Raw genomic sequence first — 19,083 nt, forward strand, 5'->3', positions numbered from 1 at the left:
CGCACCTCTGGAACCACCTGAAAAAACATAGCTTGCTAAGCTAGCACGTATTTTCAGCTACTTATCGTTACGAGTCTTATGGAATCCTGGAAAGTTAATCTAATTTCCGTCTGGTTTGGATGTTTTTTTACCGGTCTGGCAATCAGTCAAATCCTGCCATTTTTACCCCTTTATATTTCCCAGCTTGGCGTCTCTTCCCATAAAGCGTTATCAATGTGGTCCGGGTTAACGTTTAGCATTACGTTTCTGATTTCCGCTATTGTATCGCCGATGTGGGGCAGCCTGGCCGACCGTAAGGGGCGCAAATTGATGCTGTTGCGCGCATCGCTTGGGATGGCGATTGCTATTTTACTGCAGGCATTTGCGACCCATGTCTGGCAGCTTTTCCTGCTGCGCGGAATCATGGGGTTAACGTCAGGCTATATCCCCAATGCTATGGCGCTGGTGGCCTCTCAGGTACCGCGCGAACGTAGCGGCTGGGCGCTCAGTACGCTTTCTACCGCGCAGATTAGCGGCGTCATCGGCGGGCCGTTAATGGGCGGTTTTGTCGCGGATCATATTGGTTTGAGGGCTGTCTTTCTGATTACCGCCATGCTGTTGGTGGTGAGCTTTCTGGTCACGCTGTTTTTAATTAAAGAAGGCGTGCGTCCAGTCATCAAGAAGAGCGAACGTCTGAGCGGTAAAGCCGTTTTTGCGTCGTTACCTTATCCTGCGCTGGTGATCAGTTTGTTTTTTACCACGATGGTCATTCAACTCTGTAATGGCTCTATCAGTCCAATCCTGGCGCTGTTTATCAAATCAATGATGCCGGACAGTAATAACATCGCCTTTCTTAGCGGGTTAATTGCCTCGGTGCCCGGAATCTCCGCGCTTATCTCCGCGCCTCGTCTGGGAAAACTTGGCGACAGAATCGGCACGGAAAGAATTCTGATGGCCACGCTTATCTGCGCGGTGCTGCTTTTCTTCGCGATGTCCTGGGTCACCACGCCATTCCAGTTGGGGCTGTTGCGTTTCTTGTTGGGCTTTGCCGATGGCGCGATGTTACCCGCCGTACAAACGTTGTTGGTGAAATACTCCAGCGACCAAATTACCGGACGTATTTTTGGCTACAACCAGTCATTTATGTATCTGGGCAACGTGGTAGGGCCGTTGATGGGGGCGACAGTATCGGCGATGGCTGGTTTCCGCTGGGTTTTTATCGCCACGGCGGCAATCGTGCTGATCAATATTGGGCAACTGAGCCTGGCGCTACGTCGTCGGCGTAACGCGCAAAAAGCGAAAGGCCAATAGCTTTACATCGTAACGGTGCTCCTGCCGTTACGATGTGGTTTAAATTAAAAGATATATTCTTTACCCATGAGGCTTTTCTATAGATGGCATAACTTTAAATTATGATATAGCGTGATTATTGTTTTTTGATGGTTTATTATCGTCTCGTTTACGGTTTGAGAAACGTTTCGCTGCGGCGATGGTGATAATTATTTGTGTAAAGTTCTTCCTGTATCATAAAAATAGTACTTTCAGCCTCTAGGCAGTGGTTCTTCATAGTGATAACGTCACCCTGGAGCTAATAAGGAAATATGGTCATGAAAAATCTCATAGCAGAGTTGTTGCTTAAGCTAGCCCAAAAAGAAGAAGAGTCGAAAGAACTGGTTGCTCAGGTAGAAGCGTTAGAGATTATCGTCACAGCAATGTTACGTAACATGGCGCAAAGCGAGCAACAGATGTTGATACGTCAGGTAGAGAGCGCACTTGAAGGCGTAAAGCCGGATGCCAGCGTTCCTGATCACGATACGGAATTGCTGCGCCAGTATGTAAAAAAGTTGCTGAGACACCCTCGGCACTAATCGTATTTAAAACAACACAGTTGTTATAACGTTACTTTTATGAAATAACCATAGCCGCTTCGTTTTTATTTTGCTTTACATTAAACAGAAAAATAAAAACGAAGCGGCTATGGTAATAACAGGGTAACGCGATGCGTTGTTCCTCTCCATCATGCCGGTATAGTTGTGGATAATCGAATTGCACATCAACCTGCGGTTTGTCAATCAATAAAGCCTATATTAATAACGGTAAGTAATACTTTTACTGCCGGGTGGTATTTTTGCCAGTAACAGCCAGACTTATATAAAGTCCCTGGGATATTTCCCAAAGGGACAAAGTGTAGTGTGTACACTGACAAAAGGATGGTGCTATGAAAATAACCTTACTGGTGACTTTACTTTTTGGCCTGGTCTTTTTAACTACCGTCGGCGCTGCCGAGAAACCGTTGACGCCGCAACAGCAGCGCATGACCACCTGTAATCAGCAGGCGACAGCGCAGGCGCTGAAAGGCGATGCGCGTAAAACTTACCTTAGCGATTGTCTAAAAAACAGGTAGTCAGCCCCTGGTGAGAAAAGCCTGACGCCGCAACAGCAGAAAATGCGTGAATGCAACCTCCAGGCGACGGAACAATCCTTGAAAGGCGACGATCGCAGCAAGTTTATGAGCGCCTGCCTGAAAAAAGCGGCGTAGTGCTATCGGGTGAGCCCTGAAAAACGCTCACCCGAAATCTCATACTCCTTCCCTGCGCTCTGTTTCTATAATTTGGGAAAATTGTTTCTAAATGTTCCCAAAAATAATGAATGATGAAAATTTTTACCGAAAAGCGGTTGAACAGGCGGTAGCGCCGCCAGCCTCTCCTGATGAGCATCAACGTTCCGGGTTGCGTTTTGCCCGGCGCATCAGGCTGCCGCGTGCGGTGGGGTTAGGGGGAATGTTTTTACCCGTGGCCGCCGTGTTAGTGTCGCAACCCGTTTCCGGAGGCTGGTGGCTGTTGCTGGTCGGCTGGTCTTTTGTCTGGCCGCATCTGGCGTGGCAGTGGGCGGCAAAAGCGCTTGATCCGCTACGTCAGGAAATTTACAACCTGAAAGCGGATGCGATCCTCTCCGGCATGTGGATCGCGCTGATAGGCGTCAACATGCTGCCTGCCGCCACGCTGTTTATGATGATGAGTATGAATCTGATGGGCGCTGGCGGGTTGCGACTATTCACTGCCGGAATGGGGCTCTTGCTGGCATCATGTCTGGTGACATTGCAGCTTACCGGGCTACCTGTCGCTATGCGAAGCTCATCGCTGGAAGTCACGCTCTCTTTGCCCGTCATTATGTTGTATCCGCTGCTGTTTGCCTGGGTAAGTTACCAAACGGCCATTAAATTAGCGGAACATAAGCGACGCTTGCAGGCTATGAGCTCGCGGGATGGCATGACCGGCGTCTATAACCGACGACACTGGGAAATTTTATTACGCAATGAATTCGATCACAGCCGACGCCACCATCGAGAGGCGACATTGTTGATTATCGACATCGATCATTTTAAGAGCATTAACGATACCTGGGGACATGATGTTGGGGATGAGGCTATTATCGCCCTGACGCGTCAACTGCAGATAACGCTACGCGGGAGTGATATTATCGGGCGCTTTGGCGGCGACGAATTTGCGGTGATTATGTGCGGAACGCCGGCAGACAGCGCGATTACCGCCATGTCGCGAGTGCATGAACGGCTAAATACATTACGCTTGCCGGGCGCGCCACAGGTCATGTTACGTATCAGCGTGGGCGTGGCGCCGTTAACGCCACAAATCACTCATTATCGGGAATGGCTAAAGTCTGCAGATATGGCGCTTTATAAAGCAAAGAATGCCGGACGTAACCGCACCGAAGTGGCGGCATGACGTCCAGCCGGGCCTCAGGATTTACTGAGCGCCTCTGATTTTTCCATACACTTCGTCATCGCTTCTATTACCGCAGCGCGGAAGCCACGTTCTTCCAGAACGCGTACGGCTTCAATCGTCGTTCCGCCAGGCGAGCACACCATATCTTTCAGTTCACCGGGATGCTTTCCGGTTTCCAGAACCATTTTCGCCGATCCCATGACGGCCTGCGCGGCGAATTTATAAGCCTGAGCGCGAGACATACCGCCCAGAACGGCAGCGTCCGCCATCGCCTCGATAAACATAAAGACATAGGCCGGAGAAGATCCACTCACGCCAACCACCGGATGGATCATAGGCTCAGCAATCACTTCCGCCTCGCCAAAGCAGCGGAAAATGTTCAATACATCAGCCGTATCTTCCGGCGTTACCAGCGCATTGGGCGTGACGGAGGTCATACCGGCGTTGACCAGCGATGGCGTATTCGGCATGGCGCGAATAATTTTACGATCGTGCCCCAGCGCGCGCGCAAGCTGATCAAGCGTTACTCCAGCGGCAATAGAGACCACCAGAGAGTCTTTGCTCAGGCTGGAGGAAATTTCACTCAGCACTTTTACCATAATGCCCGGTTTTACCGCGCCGAAAACGATATCCGCGACCTGAGCGACTTCCTGCGCGCTTTGCGCCGCATTAATGCCGTACTGGTCATGCAAGGCGGAAACTTTATCGGGGGAGGGGGTGTAGACCCAGATCTGACCGGGAAGCACCTGACCGCTGGCAATGAGTCCGCCAAGAATAGCCTTGCCCATATTACCGCAGCCAATAAAACCGATTTTCTTCTCCATCTCGTCACTCCCTATGTTTGTGTGTTATGGGGAAGGGTTAGCTTAACGCGGATTGAAAACGGGCAGAAGGAGAAACAGCACTTTGACGAAAGACAAAAGCGCGAGACAATAAAAGATTGTATACCGTATGGGAGACATTATGACCATCTGGGTGGATGCGGATGCGTGTCCGAATGTCATTAAAGAAATTTTGTATCGCGCCGCCGGGCGGATGCAGTTGCCGCTTATTCTGGTTGCCAATCAGGCCTTGCGCGTGCCGCCTTCGCGTTTTATCCGTACGCTCCGTGTGGCCGCCGGGTTTGACGTGGCGGATAATGAAATCGTGCGTCAATGCGAAGCGGGCGATCTGGTGATTACCGCTGATATTCCGCTGGCGGCTGAAGTGCTGGAAAAAGGCGCTGCAGCTCTTAATCCTCGGGGAGAACGCTATAGCGAAGCCACGATTCGCGAACGCCTGACGATGCGTGACTTTATGGACACGCTACGCGCCAGCGGCGTACAAACGGGGGGACCAAACAGTCTTTCGCCGCGCGATCGTCAGCATTTTGCCGCCGAGCTGGATAAGTGGTGGCTGGAAAGCCAGCGTAAAAAATAAATCGTGTAATGAAAGTTTTACAGTTTATTCATTTCTAATTCTTGCTATAGTGCTAATATTATGAGTTTAGTATTTTCATGTAAATTATTGTTTACATTTATGCATTGTACTAGTTTGATGGTATGATTACAACATTGCTGATATCAAATCCTGCGTATGCGCAGCTCCCAGGGGAACGCCTGCTATGATGCAACCTCTTTATCTTGTTGGCCCGCGAGGCTGTGGGAAAACCACCATCGGTATGGCGCTGGCGCAGGCAACCGGTTTCCGGTTTGCGGATACCGACCGCTGGCTGCAATCGCATGTGCAAATGAGCGTCGCTGATATTGTTGAAAAAGAGGGCTGGGAAGGGTTCCGCGCCCGGGAAACAGCGGCCCTTGAAGCGGTAAGCGCGCCTTCGACGGTCGTGGCGACAGGAGGCGGTATTATTCTCACAGAATATAATCGACGTTATATGCACCGTGTTGGCATAGTGATTTATTTGTGCGCGCCGGTGTCAACGCTGGTTAACCGGCTTGAGGCTGAACCTGAAGCGGATCTGCGTCCAACTCTAACCGGAAAGCCGTTGAGCGAAGAGGTTCGGGAAGTGCTTGAGCAGCGTGACGCGCTGTATCGCGAAACGGCGCATTACATTATTGACGCGACGAAAGCGCCGACCCAGGTCGTTTCTGAAATTATTGCGGCGCTGCCGCCGTCGACGCAACGGGTGCAGGGAGATGTCTATACTTAACGCTCACCCAGAATAAAGGAAACACTATGCCAACCAGACCACCTTATCCGCGGGAAGCTTATATCGTCACCATTGAAAAAGGCGTGTCAGGACAGACGGTGACGTGGTATCAGCTACGGGCTGACCATCCGAAACCTGATTCGCTCATTAGCGAGCATCCGACTGCAGAAGAGGCGATGGATGCGAAAAAACGTTATGAAGATCCGGATAAATCATAGCCGCATGAACGACTCGGAAGGGATTCTGAGTACTCCTAAATTGTATCTCTATCACATTTTTGAAACATTTATACTGGCAACTAAAACCGTAAATTAAGCGATAACAATACAATACTGGAATTATTTGGAATCTTTACACAATACGTGGTCCATCTGCTGCTACGCTTTTTGAGATTTGTAGGGCAGGTAGCACGGTGGTTGTGTAAATATTTGCCCGGGAACTACGACGAAGTAATAAGAAGGTGGAATAAGAATGAGTGCGTCGTTGGCAATCCTCACAATCGGCGTTGTGCCAATGAGCGAAGTGTTACCGCTCCTGACGGAATACATCGACGAACAACATATCACCCATCACAGCCTGCTGGGAAAAATGAGCCGGGAAGACGTTATGGCGGATTACGCCGTAGAGCCTGGCGACGATCCGCTTCTGACGTTGCTGAATGATAACCAAATAGCCCATGTTTCCCGCCAGAAAGTGGAGCGAGATTTACAGAGCGTTGTCGAAGTGCTGGATAACCAGGGTTATGATGTCATTATACTGATGAGCACTGCGGCGATTAAAAGTATGGCTGCCCGCAATTCTATTTTGCTTGAACCGCTGCGTATTATTCCACCGCTTGTTGCCTCTATTGTGGATGGGCATCAGGTTGGCGTTATTGTGCCAGTTGCAGAGCTTCTGGCGGCCCAGGAGAAAAAATGGCAGGTATTGCAAATGCCGCCGGTTTATTCGCTGGCGAATCCGGTTCACGGATCTGAGCAACAGTTAATTAATGCCGGGCAGGCGCTACTGGATCAAGGCGCGGACGTCATTATGCTTGATTGTCTGGGTTTTCATCAGCGTCATCGGGATATTTTACAGCAGGCGCTGGATGTGCCGGTTTTACTCTCTAATGTTTTGATTGCGCGGTTAGCTTCAGAACTGCTTGTCTAATTTTGCGTGACAGGCCGAACGTCAGGACTCTATATTGGGTGTTAATTTAATAACGAGACGGGGCCTGATTATGCTACAAAGCAATGAATACTTTTCCGGGAAAGTGAAGTCTATTGGATTTACCAGCAGTAGCACCGGCCGGGCCAGCGTTGGCGTGATGGCGGAAGGAGAGTATACCTTTGGCACCGCCGAACCCGAAGAGATGACGGTTGTGAGCGGCGCGTTGAAGGTACTGTTGCCGGGAACTGTCGAATGGAAAGTGTATACGGCAGGTGAGGTGTTTAACGTGCCTGGCCACAGCGAGTTTCATCTACAGGTTGCTGAGCCTACCTCGTATCTGTGCCGCTATTTGTAACGGTGAGTCCCCTCTCCGGCGGAGAGGGACCCTCTGGTTAGCGTTGCGCTTCGCCGCCTAATCCTTCCACCAGGCTTTGAATCAGCGCCGCCAGCTCTCCGGTCATCAGGATAAAGTCCGCGTCGAAACGCTGGGCAAAATCTTCCCGGTCGATATCTTCGTTCTGATCGCGCAGCTCATCGCAGAATTTCAGACGCTTAATGGAGCCGTCGTCGCACATCACGAACTGAATGCGTTGCTGCCAGTCGAGCGCCAGCTTCGTTACCACTTTACCCGCTTCAATATGAACGGCGATCTCGTCGCTGACCAGATCCTGCTTTTTCGCGCGAATCACGCCGCCATCTTCCAGCATCGCTTTCAATTCGGCTTCGTCGAGCAACTGGAAGCCCTGAGCGACCGTACCGGAGCGCACCCACTCTGTGAGCGTCAGTTCAATCGGATTTTCCAGCGCCAGCGGGACAACCGGCAGCGAGCCGAGACTTTTACGCAGTAGCGCCAGCGTATCCTCCGCTTTTTTCGCGCTGGCGCAGTCAACCATAATCAGGCCGTTAACGGTATCAATCCACATCATTGTCTGGCTGAAGCGGCTAAACGCGCGCGGCAGCAATGAATGCAACACTTCATCCTTCAGGGAATCTTTTTCCGTCTTCTTCAGCTTGCGCCCCTGATCGGCTTCCAGTTTCTGGATTTTCGCTTCCAGCGCCTGTTTAATCACTGGCGATGGCAGAATTTTCTCTTCTTTGCGCGCACAAATAATAATTTGGCCATTGGCAGTGTGCGTTAACGCATCGCTGTGAGAGCCCATTGGCGGAACCCAGCCCATTTTGGCCATATCCTGGCTACCGCATGGGGTAAACGTCATTGAGGCGAGCTGTTTCTCCATCTCTTCGACGCGCAATGCGATATCGCGGCTAAGACGGTAAACCATTAAATTTTTGAACCACAGCATGATAATTTCCACGGCCTTGTCGTTAAATCCAGGCGGTATAGTAACGAATTGTCGGCGGGCTTGCATTGCCAATCAGAACGGTGGGTTCTACCCTGTTGATATTCCCAAAAAATGAGGAGCGGTATGTGCGTATTGGTATCGATTTAGGCGGCACAAAAACGGAAGTCATTGCGCTTGATGATGCAGGAGAACAGCGGTTTCGCCATCGTCTGCCTACGCCGCGGGAGGATTATCAGCAAACGATAGAAACTATCGCTGCGCTGGTCGACATGGCGGAACAGGCGACCGGACAGACCGGTAGCGTCGGCATTGGCATTCCCGGTTCTCTCTCGCCTTACACTGGCGTCGTGAAAAACGCTAACTCTACGTGGCTTAACGGCCAGCCGTTCGATAACGATGTGAGCCGTCGTCTGAAGCGTGAAGTACGGTTAGCTAACGATGCCAATTGCCTGGCGGTCTCAGAGGCGGTAGATGGCGCGGCGGCGGGGGCGCAAACGGTATTTGCGGTGATTATCGGTACCGGGTGCGGCGCGGGCGTAGCGCTAAATGGCCAGGCGCACATCGGCGGCAACGGTACGGCAGGCGAATGGGGCCACAATCCGTTGCCGTGGATGGATGACGATGAGTTGCGTTACCGCGAAGAAATTCCGTGTTATTGCGGTAAACAAGGCTGTATCGAAACTTTTATTTCCGGTACGGGATTTGCCACGGATTACCAGCGTTTGAGCGGTAAGGCGCTAAAAGGCGATGAGATTATTCGTCTGGTTGATACGCAGGACGCCGTGGCGGAACTGGCGATAAGCCGTTATGAGTTACGGCTGGCGAAAGCGTTAGCGCACGTCGTAAATATTCTTGATCCGGATGTCATTGTGCTGGGCGGCGGCATGAGCAATGTTGAGCGCCTGTACAAGACGGTTCCGTCGCTGATGAAATCGTTTGTTTTTGGCGGCGAGTGCGAGACGCCGGTGCGTAAGGCGCAGCATGGCGATTCGAGCGGTGTGCGCGGCGCGGCCTGGCTGTGGCCGCTGGCGTAACGTTTTTAGCCGGATGGCGCGTCATCCGGCAACAGACGTGACCGATGGCTGCTTGTGTTTTAGACGGCCATATACCAGCAACGACGACATGGCGGAAAACGACAGTAGAGCGGCGGGAAGCGCCACGTAGTGGTACGCAAAACCTAGCGTCAGCATCAGCCCTCCGCACCAGGCGCCAATTGCGCTACCGAGATTAAACGCGATTTGCCCTCCCGCCGCACCCAGCAGTTCGCCGCCTTTGGCGTTTTGTAGCAGCAAGATCTGCAGCGGCGCAGAGAGCGCAAACAGACCAGCGCAGCAGATAAACGCGAAAGTCAGCGATGCCGTTTTGCATCCGCCGAAGAAAAAGAGCGCCGTGAGAGAGAGCACGATAACGAGGTCAGTCACTGCCGCGATGCGGAGCGGAGTATATCTGCCGGAGAGTTTGCCGCTTAATAGATTGCCTAACACCATCCCCAGCCCGACCAGCATCATAATAAACGTCATGCTCGTTTCCGAAAAACCGGAGATGTACATCATAAATGGCTTGATATAGCTGAACCAGGCAAAAACGCCCGCATTGCCGAACATCGTGGCGGCGAAGATAAGCCACGGCGCGAGGCTGCGCAGAAAGTAGAACTGCTCGCGCAGGCTGCTTTTGGCTTCGTCGCGAATATCCGGCACCCAGAAGAAAATCGCGGTGAGCACGGCGATGTTGAAAACCGCGATCAATAAAAAGGTGTAGCGCCAGCTAAATTCCTGGCTCAGGTAAGTGCCGAACGGGATGCCCACCAGATTCGCCACCGTCATCCCCGAAACCATACCCGCGACGGCGGCGGTGACTTTCCCGGGGCGGATAATCTTTGACAAGACAATGGCGCCGACGCCAAAAAAGGCGCCGTGCGGAAAGCCGGAAACCAGTCTGCCGATGGCGAGCATCAGATATGAGGAGGAAAAGGTAAACATGGCATTGCCTGTCACGCACAGCATGACCAGAAACAGCAGTACATGTTTAAGCGAAAAGCGGCTGGAAAAAAGCGCCATAATGGGAGCGCCCAGCACGACGCCGAAGGCGTAAAACGAGATCATATGCCCGGCGGCGGGAATCGTTATTCCGACATCGCGCTCCAGCTCCGTCAGCACGCCCATAATGCCAAACTCGGCCATCCCCAGTCCGAACGTACCCAGCGCCAAAGAAAAAATAACTTTTTTCATACCACCTGCCGAAAATGAAGGCGCATGTTGCGCGCCGTGGCTGTCAACTGTCGTAGCCAATCAACGTATAGCTTGCGGATAAGCGCGAGGTAATACCATTCCTTATCCGTCTTTGTGTATTCATTATTATGCTACGTCATGACATTATGTTGCGCGCAGAATGGCTCCCGCGTTACTCCACGGCAAACACTTTGTCCAGTTTGCTGTAACCAAGTCCGTTGATTTTTTTCACTTTTATCTGCACAGGGATACGTTCTTTCATGGCTTCCACGTGGCTAATAACGCCGATGGTCTTACCGCTGGCATTCAGCGCGTCGAGCGCATCCAGCGCGGCGTCCAGCGTTTCGCTATCAAGCGTGCCGAAGCCTTCGTCGAGGAACAAAGAGTCAATGCGCGTTTTATGGCTGACCAAATCTGATAACGCCAGCGCCAGCGCCAGGCTGACCAGGAAACTTTCGCCGCCTGATAAAGTGCGCGTATCGCGCACAGCGTCGGCCTGCCAGGTATCGACAACCTCCAGCTCCAGCGCGTCGCTGGCTTTACGTTGCAATAAATAACGACCATGCAGACGGGTGAGCTGATGATTCGCCAGCCAGACCAGATTATCCAGCGTCAGCCCCTGGGCGAATTTGCGGAACTTATCACCCTCTTTAGAGCCGATCAGCGCATTAAGATAGCCCCAGTCTTCCACCTGCTGAGAGGCTTGCGTCATTTCCGCCATCAGCGCCCGTTGGTGCTGCCGATTATCTGCATCCTGTTTAATTTGCTGGCGGATTTCCCCCTGGCGTGTCGTGTTTTCACGCAGTTGTTGCGCCAACTGCGTCAGCCGCTGCGAGAGCTGCTCCGCCGTACACGTTGGCTCCAGACCGGCGGGCGGCTGTTGCTGATGGTCAGCCAGCGCCTGCGCGGACTGCGCGCTTAACGCCTTCGCTTGCTGTAGCTGACTTTCCAGCGCCTGTTGCTGTTTTTCCAGACGGGTCACGGTCTCTTCATCCAGCAACGCCGCCAGGAACGTTGTCTGGCTGTCAAACGGGCTATTTTTTAACGCTGCGTCAAAATGCGCTATCGCCTCGGCGGCGCGCTGCTGCTCCTGTGTCGCCTGCTGCTGCAAGGTTTGCAATTGGCTTTGTAACGACACGCATTCATCATGCGCCTGCCGCCAGTTATCCAGCGGCACGTCGTCGGAATCCACGGTATCCGTTTGCGGTAGCGTCTCCAGCAACGGGGCAAGCCTGTCGATCTGCGTTTGCAAATCCGCGAACTCTGTCTGACGCTGTTGCCACATTTTCACTTCATCGGCGCGGTCATTCAGCCACGAAGCCTCCTCTTCTGGCGCAGGAAGGGAAAGCTTATACAGCGCCAAATCAGCCGTCAGCGACGCCTGACGCTGCGCAATCTGCGCGGTAAAGCGGGCTACCTGCTCGGTATGCGCGGCGATTTGCGTTTGTAGAGCATGGCGCTGGCTTAGCTGATCCAACTGCTGCTCATGCTCTTCCGCGGCGGTCAGCCAGCCAGAGAGATCTTCTTGCGGCTGAAACTTAACGCCCAGCGCGGCGCAGAGCGTTTGCCATTCCTCAGTAAGCGCTTGCTCTTCCTGCAACAGCGACTGCGCCTCGCTTTCATCCCGCTGTAATTGTTGCGTTAAGGCATCTAACTGTCCTCGCAGCGCAGCGCCTTCTTCCGCCAGCGTTTTGACCTCTTTTTCCAGCGCGTCGCGGCGGGTTTGATTCGTGCTCAGTTCGAGCGCCTGATAGGCGGCGATGGCGGGGTGTGTCGTCGAGCCGCAAAGCGGACACGGCTGGCCGGGCTGTAAGCGCGCCCGCTGGCTTTCCAGATCTTTGATGCGCGCTTCCTGCTCGCAAATAGTGCGAACGTCCGCAAGCTCCTGTGCTTTGGTTTTATAACTCAGGCGCTTATCCGCCAGGCGTTGGGTGTATTGCGTCTGTTCCTGATGATGACGCGTAATCGCCTCCTGTAGCTGCGTCTGACGCTTTTGTTTCGGGGTAATTTGCCCCTGAAGCGCGGCGAGACGCTGACGTAGTGGACGTTGCCGGGTATGTAACGCCCTGGCTTCCGCCAGCGCCTGTGGCGTGAGATCGAGCATGAGCGGCGGTAGCGCGTCGAGTTGACGCGTATCGCTCATCAACTGCTGTTGCCATTGGCTCAGTTGCGCCCGATCGTGGGATTGTTGTGTTAATAATGCTCGCCAACCCGCCAGTTCGCTGTGCCAGACGCGGATGCCGTCGTGTTCCGCCAGCCATGCCTTCAACCGCTGCCCTGTGGCGTTCAGTTGCGTGGATTGTCGATGCGCGCAGGCGCGGATACTCTGGCGCAGGCGATACGCGCTTTGTAAGCGAGCATTCACTTCATCAATGTGCTGGCGAACCCGCTCAACGGCGCGGGTTTGTTCCTGAATGCGCTCCCAATGCGGGCGCAACTGGCGAGCAGGTTGCGCCAGAGTCAGCGCCGCGAGCTGCGGCTGCGCTTTTTCTCGCGCCTCTTGCGCCGCGTACAGCGACTGCTGCCGGGCGTGTAATTCAGTGTGGAGCTCGTTTTTTCGGGTCAGCCAGTGAAGGTGCTGCTGCTGTACCTGCTGGCCGGCCAGCAGGCGTTTCTCTTCGTCAGTAAGCGCCTGCAAACTGGCTTCCAGTTGCTGTAACTGTTCGTCCGCCAATAGGGCGACGCCGCTGGCCTGCGCTTGTAACTTTTCCAGTTCGAGACGGGCTGATTTATGTTTTTCAAATACCTGTGCGGATATCTGCCCGTAAATCTCAGTGCCGGTGAGCTCCTCCAGAAGCTCTGCGCGCTCTTTCGCTTTGGCGTTAAGAAAGGCGGCGAACTGCCCCTGTGATAACAACATCGAACGGGTGAAGCGCCCGTAGTCCAGCCCGGTCAACGTGGCGATCATCTCCAGTTTATCCTTTACCTTATCGGCAAAGATTTTTCCGTCTGAACACCGCGCCAACTCCACGCGTGGTGCCTGGAGATTGCCGTCAGGCTGATTTCGGGCGCGGTTCTGGCTCCAGAACGCGCGCCAGGCTTCGCCTTTTACCTCAAACTCCACTTCGGCCAGACATTCCGCCGTATCGCGCGTCATCAAATCGTTTTGCGATTGCGATACCGTATTCAGGCGCGGCGTTTCGTGGTACAGCGCCAGGCAGATGGCGTCAAGCAAGGTGGTTTTTCCCGCGCCGGTCGGGCCGGTGATGGCGAATAACCCGTTACTGACAAACGGTTCGGCGGTAAAGTCGACCTTCCATTCTCCTTTCAGCGAGTTCAGGTTTTTCAGACGCAAACTGAGAATTTTCATGCCTCATGCTCCTCATTCAACGCGTAGAGCGTGCTGGAAAAGAGCTGATTCAGGCGCTCGCGCTGCGGGGTATCTAACGCTTCCAGCGCCAGCCGCCGCGCAAAAACCTCCTCCACGCTAAGCTCGCTTAATGTTTCCCGCCGTTCGTTCGCCAGCGAGCGTTCACGCTGTTCGCGGCTACGACGCACCAGTAATACTTCTACCGGTAGCGACTCCGTTAATGTCTGTATTTTTCTTTGTATATCATGTAGATAATCATCGCTGGTGATTTCAATATCCAGCCAGACGGGGGGCGATTGCTCAATGCCGCGCCACTGCTCAAGCTGTTCGGTAATTGACGCCAGGTCGCCTTTTAAAACCGCCAATGGTTGGCTAACGGGGATGGCCAGACTTTCGGTACTTTGCCATTTCCCCTGGTCGAAGGTCACCAGATGCACGCATTTGCTTTTGCCGCACTCATCAAAGCTGAGGGCGATGGGGGAGCCGCAATAGCGGATATGCTCTGTGCCGCCGACACATTGCGCGCGGTGAATGTGTCCCAATGCGATATAATCCGCTGGTGGGAAATGCTCCGCCGGAAAGGCATCCAGCGTACCGATATAAATGTCGCGTACCGCATCGCTTTTGCTGGCGCCGACGGTGGTTAAATGCCCCGTCGCGATAACCGGCAACTTCCGTTCGCCGCGTAGCAGGCACGCTTCCTGGTACTGCTGTTGATAATAATCGGCAATCGCATGAAGGAGTTGCTGCTGTTTCTCGCTGCCGGACAACCCCGCCTGGCTGGTAATAATGTCGCGCGGGCGTAAAAAGGGAATGGGGCACAGTACGGCGCCGGGAGAACCATCGCGGCGATGAAGTAGTTGCGGCGCATAGCCCGCGCTGGCGATCACGGTTGTATTGAGAAACGCCAGAATTTCGCGTGACTCGTTAAGCGTGGCAACGGAATCATGATTACCGGCCAGCACCACTAAATGACAGCCTGTTTGCTGTAAATTAACGACAAAACGGTTATAAAGTTCTCGGGCATAGCTTGGCGGCGAACCGGTATCAAAAATATCGCCTGCGACAATAATGGCATCCACCTGATGGGACTGCGCGGTCTCCAGCAGCCAGTCCAGAAAAGCCTGATGCTCCGCGGCGCGGCTTTTACTGTAGAAATTTTGTCCCAGATGCCAGTCAGAGGTATGGAGGATGCGCATAATAGTTCCATGCAAAAAAAGCGTGAACGGGATTATACACGTCATCCCCTCCATTTTTGGGCGCAATTTACCGCCAGTAGACGGTAATGCAATGTTTCAACGGTGTCATAAATCATCAACATGCTGTCAATACCACCCCTTTTTTTCATAAATCTGTCATAAATCTGACGCATAATGGCGCGGCATTGATAACTAACGACTAACAGGGCAAATTATGGCGAGACGTATTCTGGTCGTAGAAGATGAGGCGCCGATCCGTGAAATGGTGTGCTTCGTGCTCGAACAAAATGGCTTTCAGCCCGTAGAAGCCGAAGATTATGACAGTGCGGTGAATAAACTTAATGAACCCTGGCCGGATCTCATCCTTCTTGACTGGATGTTGCCCGGCGGGTCTGGGTTACAGTTTATTAAACATCTCAAACGTGAAGCCATGACCCGGGATATTCCTGTGGTTATGCTGACGGCGAGAGGTGAGGAAGAAGATCGCGTGCGCGGGCTGGAAACCGGCGCTGACGATTACATTACCAAGCCGTTTTCCCCCAAGGAGTTGGTGGCGCGCATTAAGGCCGTTATGCGGCGTATCTCACCGATGGCGGTCGAAGAGGTGATCGAGATGCAGGGACTGAGCCTTGATCCTGGCTCTCATCGCGTGATGACCGGCGACAGCCCACTGGATATGGGGCCGACCGAATTTAAATTACTCCATTTCTTTATGACGCATCCGGAACGGGTTTATAGTCGCGAACAGCTACTCAACCATGTCTGGGGCACCAATGTGTACGTTGAAGACCGGACGGTCGACGTGCATATTCGCCGTTTGCGTAAGGCGCTGGAGCACAGCGGCCACGACCGGATGGTGCAAACGGTACGCGGGACAGGGTATCGTTTTTCGACCCGCTTTTAATGCCTTTTCCGCCAGTAGATCACAGGCTTCTGGCGGAGAAGGCTTTCCATTCTTGAGGGAGTATGACGCGTGCTGGAACGGCTGTCATGGAAAAGGCTGGTGCTGGAGTTGGTGCTCTGTTGCATCCCCGCGCTTATCCTTAGCGCTTTTTTTGGTTATCTGCCGTGGTTTTTACTGGCGGCGGTGACGGGACTGCTTGCCTGGCATTTCTGGAATTTATTGCGCCTCTCCTGGTGGCTTTGGGTCGACAGAAGTATGACGCCGCCGCCGGGACGGGGAAGTTGGGAGCCGCTGTTATACGGTTTACACCAGATGCAGTTGCGAAATAAGAAGCGCCGCCGCGAGCTGGGGAACCTGATTAAACGTTTTCGCAGCGGCGCGGAGTCGCTGCCTGATGCAGTGGTACTGACCACAGAAGAGGGCGGCATTTTTTGGTGTAACGGTTTGGCGCAACAGATACTGGGGCTACGCTGGCCGGATGACAGCGGGCAGAATATTCTCAATCTGCTGCGTTACCCGGAGTTTACCCAGTATTTAAAAACGCGTGATTTCACCCGTCCGCTTCATCTGGTGCTGAATACCGGGCGGCACCTGGAGATCCGTGTCATGCCTTATACCGATAAACAACTCCTGATGGTGGCGCGCGATGTGACGCAAATGCATCAGCTTGAAGGCGCCAGGCGTAACTTTTTCGCCAACGTTAGTCATGAGTTGCGTACGCCATTGACGGTATTGCAAGGCTATCTGGAAATGATGCAGGAACAGGCGCTGGAGGGGGCGACGCGAGAGAAAGCGCTGCATACGATGCGCGAGCAAACGTATCGTATGGAAGGGCTGGTAAAACAATTGCTTACGTTATCTAAAATTGAGGCGGCCCCGGCGCTGTTATTAAATGAAAAAGTGGATGTACCGATGATGCTGCGGATCGTGGAGCGTGAAGCGCAGACGCTCAGCCAGCAGAAGCATACCTTTACGTTTGAGGTCGACGATAGTCTTAGCGTTCTGGGCAACGAAGAGCAGCTACGCAGCGCGATCTCAAACCTGGTGTATAACGCGGTAAACCATACGCCGGCGGGAACGCATATTACGGTGAGCTGGCGACATGTCGCGCATGGCGCTGAGTTTTGCATACAAGATAACGGTCCGGGGATTGCCGCTGAGCATATTCCTCGTCTGACCGAACGCTTCTACCGTGTCGATAAAGCGCGTTCGCGTCAAACGGGCGGCAGCGGCCTGGGGTTGGCGATTGTGAAACATGCGCTGAATCATCATGAAAGCCGCCTTGAAGTCGACAGTTTGCCTGGTAAAGGAACGCGATTTAGCTTTGTTCTGCCGGAACGTTTAATTGCCAAAAATAGCGTCTAATTACCTTTCGTAAGTATAACTTTCCATAAGCCAGCGGATGCTGGCTTATTTTCTTTGCAGTTAATGCGGGGGCGCTGAAACTTTCAACGTCTGGTGGTTTTTTGTTCGCATGATTAGCCATAACTTTTTCATGAGAATGGTGTTTTATTCTGGTTGTAAATTTCATATCGCTATATTCATCTGGTTTTTAGATCCCACCTTGCTTTAAAACGTTATAAGCGTTTAAATTGCGCTCCAGGTGCTGTCATTACGGCTGCATTTGCGCGGTAAATCGAAAAACAATTCTTCGCCGCATCGGTCCGGGAGTTTTTCCCGCTGAAATTGATAAAAAACGCCGCTTTATAATCCTCCGGGAAAGGCAAAAATTTTAATGTTTACAACATCACCATCCACAGGCAGTAAGACTTTATGACCCATCAGTTAAAATCGCGCGATATCATCGCCCTGGGCTTTATGACATTTGCGCTGTTCGTTGGCGCAGGCAATATTATTTTTCCTCCTATGGTCGGTTTGCAGGCGGGTGAACACGTCTGGACAGCCGCTATTGGCTTTCTGATTACCGCCGTGGGTCTACCGGTTCTTACCGTTGTGGCGCTGGCGAAAGTCGGCGGCGGCGTAGACAGCCTCAGTACGCCGATTGGTAAAGTGGCGGGCCTCCTGCTGGCGACCGTTTGTTATCTGGCCGTCGGGCCGTTATTTGCGACGCCGCGTACCGCGACGGTGTCGTTTGAGGTCGGTATCGCTCCGTTGACCGGCGATTCTGCAATGCCGTTGCTGATTTACAGCGTGGTCTATTTCGCTATCGTTATTCTGGTTTCCCTCTATCCGGGTAAGCTGCTGGATACGGTAGGGAATTTCCTGGCGCCGTTGAAAATTATTGCGCTGGTCATCCTTTCCGTTGCGGCTATCGTTTGGCCTGCCGGTCCAATCAGCAACGCCCTGGACGCTTATCAGAATGCGGCCTTTTCTAACGGATTTGTGAACGGCTATCTGACGATGGATACGCTGGGCGCGATGGTGTTTGGTATCGTTATTGTGAACGCGGCGCGTTCTCGCGGCGTTACCGAAGCGCGCCTGTTGACGCGTTACACGGTCTGGGCCGGCCTGATGGCGGGCGTGGGGCTGACGCTGCTTTACCTTGCCTTGTTCCGCTTAGGCTCTGACAGCGCGACGTTGGTCGATCAGTCAGCGAACGGCGCGGCGATTCTTCATGCCTACGTTCAGCATACCTTTGGCGGCGCGGGAAGCTTCCTGTTGGCGGCGCTAATCTTTATCGCCTGTCTGGTGACGGCGGTGGGGCTGACCTGCGCCTGCGCTGAGTTCTTCGCGCAGTATATTCCGCTGTCTTACCGGACGCTGGTCTTTATCCTCGGCGGCTTCTCTATGGTGGTGTCAAACCTCGGACTGAGCCATCTGATTCAAATCTCCATTCCGGTGCTGACGGCTATCTATCCGCCGTGTATCGCACTGGTTGTATTAAGTTTTACCCGCTCATGGTGGCATAATTCCACCCGCATCATCGCACCGGCAATGTTTATCAGCCTGCTTTTTGGTATCCTTGACGGCATCAAAGCATCTGCCTTTGGCGATGTGTTGCCAGCCTGGAGCCAGCGTTTGCCGCTGGCGGAACAAGGACTGGCGTGGTTGATGCCAACGGTGGTGATGGTGATCCTGGCGATTATCTGGGATCGCGCGGCGGGTCGACAGGTGGCCTCCAGCGCTCACTAAAATCGCTGACATATGTGTACACCAC

17 protein-coding genes and 1 pseudogene are annotated in these 19,083 nt (G+C 53.2%); 13 read left to right on the forward strand and 5 right to left on the reverse strand.

Annotated features, from left to right (window positions below; genetic code table 11):
- The first annotated feature begins 78 nt into the window (after nt 1-78).
- The 4 genes and pseudogenes from F4V72_RS11760 (at nt 79) to adrA (ending at nt 3,722) form a co-directional block, all read left to right on the forward strand.
- On the forward strand, nt 79-1,290 hold the full coding sequence (locus F4V72_RS11760; protein ID WP_023246129.1) for a multidrug efflux MFS transporter: 1,212 nt from the start codon (nt 79-81) through the stop codon (nt 1,288-1,290).
- A 296-nt stretch (nt 1,291-1,586) separates the two neighbouring features.
- The gene (gene iraP / locus F4V72_RS11765; RefSeq protein WP_023246130.1) at nt 1,587-1,847 is read left to right on the forward strand and encodes an anti-adapter protein IraP; all 261 of its coding nucleotides are present in this window, start codon (nt 1,587-1,589) and stop codon (nt 1,845-1,847) included.
- A gap of 350 nt (nt 1,848-2,197) precedes the next feature.
- Nucleotides 2,198-2,518 (forward strand): annotated as a pseudogene (psiF, locus tag F4V72_RS11770) (phosphate starvation-inducible protein PsiF).
- A gap of 91 nt (nt 2,519-2,609) precedes the next feature.
- Nucleotides 2,610-3,722, forward strand: coding sequence for a diguanylate cyclase AdrA (gene adrA / locus F4V72_RS11775; protein WP_023246132.1), 1,113 nt, complete (start codon nt 2,610-2,612; stop codon nt 3,720-3,722).
- A 14-nt stretch (nt 3,723-3,736) separates the two neighbouring features.
- On the opposite strand, the gene proC is transcribed toward adrA, so the two are convergent.
- The gene (gene proC, locus F4V72_RS11780) at nt 3,737-4,546 is read right to left on the reverse strand and encodes a pyrroline-5-carboxylate reductase (protein WP_023246133.1); all 810 of its coding nucleotides are present in this window, start codon (nt 4,544-4,546) and stop codon (nt 3,737-3,739) included.
- Nucleotides 4,547-4,685: 139 nt separating this feature from the next.
- On the opposite strand from proC, the gene F4V72_RS11785 reads away from it, so the two are divergent.
- From F4V72_RS11785 to ppnP, 5 genes are all read left to right on the forward strand, one after another.
- A complete protein-coding gene (locus F4V72_RS11785; RefSeq protein ID WP_000158171.1) occupies nt 4,686-5,141 on the forward strand; it encodes a YaiI/YqxD family protein in 456 nt (151 codons plus the stop codon).
- Nucleotides 5,142-5,325: 184 nt separating this feature from the next.
- Nucleotides 5,326-5,871: a shikimate kinase AroL gene (gene aroL, locus F4V72_RS11790; protein ID WP_023246134.1), complete on the forward strand. Its 546-nt coding sequence runs from the start codon at nt 5,326-5,328 to the stop codon at nt 5,869-5,871.
- Nucleotides 5,872-5,897: 26 nt separating this feature from the next.
- A complete protein-coding gene (gene yaiA, locus F4V72_RS11795; RefSeq protein WP_023246135.1) occupies nt 5,898-6,089 on the forward strand; it encodes a protein YaiA in 192 nt (63 codons plus the stop codon).
- Between the two features lie 253 nt (nt 6,090-6,342).
- Nucleotides 6,343-7,020 carry an AroM family protein gene (locus tag F4V72_RS11800; RefSeq protein ID WP_023246136.1) on the forward strand — a complete coding sequence of 226 codons (678 nt, stop codon included), beginning with the start codon at nt 6,343-6,345 and terminating at the stop codon, nt 7,018-7,020.
- A 70-nt stretch (nt 7,021-7,090) separates the two neighbouring features.
- Complete coding sequence (ppnP, locus tag F4V72_RS11805) at nt 7,091-7,375, forward strand: pyrimidine/purine nucleoside phosphorylase (protein ID WP_000941953.1); 285 nt, start codon at nt 7,091-7,093, stop codon at nt 7,373-7,375.
- Between the two features lie 37 nt (nt 7,376-7,412).
- Here ppnP and rdgC read toward each other — a convergent pair whose 3' ends face one another.
- On the reverse strand, nt 7,413-8,324 hold the full coding sequence (gene rdgC / locus F4V72_RS11810; protein WP_023246138.1) for a recombination-associated protein RdgC: 912 nt from the start codon (nt 8,322-8,324) through the stop codon (nt 7,413-7,415).
- Nucleotides 8,325-8,449: 125 nt separating this feature from the next.
- On the opposite strand from rdgC, the gene mak reads away from it, so the two are divergent.
- The gene (gene mak, locus F4V72_RS11815) at nt 8,450-9,358 is read left to right on the forward strand and encodes a fructokinase (protein WP_053529226.1); all 909 of its coding nucleotides are present in this window, start codon (nt 8,450-8,452) and stop codon (nt 9,356-9,358) included.
- A 21-nt stretch (nt 9,359-9,379) separates the two neighbouring features.
- Here the strand turns inward: mak and araJ are convergent, their stop codons facing one another.
- The 3 genes from araJ to sbcD form a co-directional block, all read right to left on the reverse strand.
- The gene (gene araJ / locus F4V72_RS11820; protein ID WP_136058434.1) at nt 9,380-10,552 is read right to left on the reverse strand and encodes an MFS transporter AraJ; all 1,173 of its coding nucleotides are present in this window, start codon (nt 10,550-10,552) and stop codon (nt 9,380-9,382) included.
- A gap of 172 nt (nt 10,553-10,724) precedes the next feature.
- The gene (sbcC, locus tag F4V72_RS11825) at nt 10,725-13,862 is read right to left on the reverse strand and encodes an exonuclease subunit SbcC (protein ID WP_136058433.1); all 3,138 of its coding nucleotides are present in this window, start codon (nt 13,860-13,862) and stop codon (nt 10,725-10,727) included.
- Entirely contained in the window at nt 13,859-15,061 is a 1,203-nt protein-coding gene (gene sbcD, locus F4V72_RS11830; RefSeq protein ID WP_079813395.1) for an exonuclease subunit SbcD, read from the reverse strand. Before sbcD ends, sbcC begins: the two co-directional genes overlap by 4 nt.
- A 214-nt stretch (nt 15,062-15,275) precedes the next feature.
- Here sbcD and phoB point away from each other — a divergent pair, with 214 nt between their 5' ends.
- The 3 genes from phoB to brnQ all read left to right on the forward strand — a co-directional run bounded on the left by phoB (nt 15,276) and on the right by brnQ (nt 19,058).
- On the forward strand, nt 15,276-15,965 hold the full coding sequence (phoB, locus tag F4V72_RS11835; RefSeq protein WP_000113921.1) for a phosphate response regulator transcription factor PhoB: 690 nt from the start codon (nt 15,276-15,278) through the stop codon (nt 15,963-15,965).
- A gap of 69 nt (nt 15,966-16,034) precedes the next feature.
- Nucleotides 16,035-17,330 (forward strand): phosphate regulon sensor histidine kinase PhoR, encoded by a 1,296-nt coding sequence (gene phoR, locus F4V72_RS11840; RefSeq protein ID WP_023246143.1) that lies wholly within the window; start codon nt 16,035-16,037, stop codon nt 17,328-17,330.
- A 408-nt stretch (nt 17,331-17,738) separates the two neighbouring features.
- Entirely contained in the window at nt 17,739-19,058 is a 1,320-nt protein-coding gene (gene brnQ, locus F4V72_RS11845) for a branched-chain amino acid transporter carrier protein BrnQ (RefSeq protein WP_023246144.1), read from the forward strand.
- The last annotated feature ends 25 nt before the right edge of the window (nt 19,059-19,083 follow it).

It is taken from the genome of Salmonella enterica subsp. diarizonae (assembly GCF_008692785.1).
GTDB lineage: Bacteria > Pseudomonadota > Gammaproteobacteria > Enterobacterales > Enterobacteriaceae > Salmonella > Salmonella diarizonae.

Bases quoted from the DNA above. Each gene is read 5' to 3' on its own strand.
- F4V72_RS11760 (WP_023246129.1), top strand. From the start codon at position 79: ATGGAATCCTGGAAAGTTAATCTAATTTCCGTCTGGTTTGGATGTTTT.
- iraP (WP_023246130.1), top strand. From the start codon at position 1,587: ATGAAAAATCTCATAGCAGAGTTGTTGCTTAAGCTAGCCCAAAAAGAA.
- adrA (WP_023246132.1), top strand. From the start codon at position 2,610: ATGTTCCCAAAAATAATGAATGATGAAAATTTTTACCGAAAAGCGGTT.
- proC (WP_023246133.1), bottom strand. From the start codon at position 4,546: ATGGAGAAGAAAATCGGTTTTATTGGCTGCGGTAATATGGGCAAGGCT.
- F4V72_RS11785 (WP_000158171.1), top strand. From the start codon at position 4,686: ATGACCATCTGGGTGGATGCGGATGCGTGTCCGAATGTCATTAAAGAA.
- aroL (WP_023246134.1), top strand. From the start codon at position 5,326: ATGATGCAACCTCTTTATCTTGTTGGCCCGCGAGGCTGTGGGAAAACC.
- yaiA (WP_023246135.1), top strand. From the start codon at position 5,898: ATGCCAACCAGACCACCTTATCCGCGGGAAGCTTATATCGTCACCATT.
- F4V72_RS11800 (WP_023246136.1), top strand. From the start codon at position 6,343: ATGAGTGCGTCGTTGGCAATCCTCACAATCGGCGTTGTGCCAATGAGC.
- ppnP (WP_000941953.1), top strand. From the start codon at position 7,091: ATGCTACAAAGCAATGAATACTTTTCCGGGAAAGTGAAGTCTATTGGA.
- rdgC (WP_023246138.1), bottom strand. From the start codon at position 8,324: ATGCTGTGGTTCAAAAATTTAATGGTTTACCGTCTTAGCCGCGATATC.
- araJ (WP_136058434.1), bottom strand. From the start codon at position 10,552: ATGAAAAAAGTTATTTTTTCTTTGGCGCTGGGTACGTTCGGACTGGGG.
- sbcC (WP_136058433.1), bottom strand. From the start codon at position 13,862: ATGAAAATTCTCAGTTTGCGTCTGAAAAACCTGAACTCGCTGAAAGGA.
- sbcD (WP_079813395.1), bottom strand. From the start codon at position 15,061: ATGCGCATCCTCCATACCTCTGACTGGCATCTGGGACAAAATTTCTAC.
- phoB (WP_000113921.1), top strand. From the start codon at position 15,276: ATGGCGAGACGTATTCTGGTCGTAGAAGATGAGGCGCCGATCCGTGAA.
- brnQ (WP_023246144.1), top strand. From the start codon at position 17,739: ATGACCCATCAGTTAAAATCGCGCGATATCATCGCCCTGGGCTTTATG.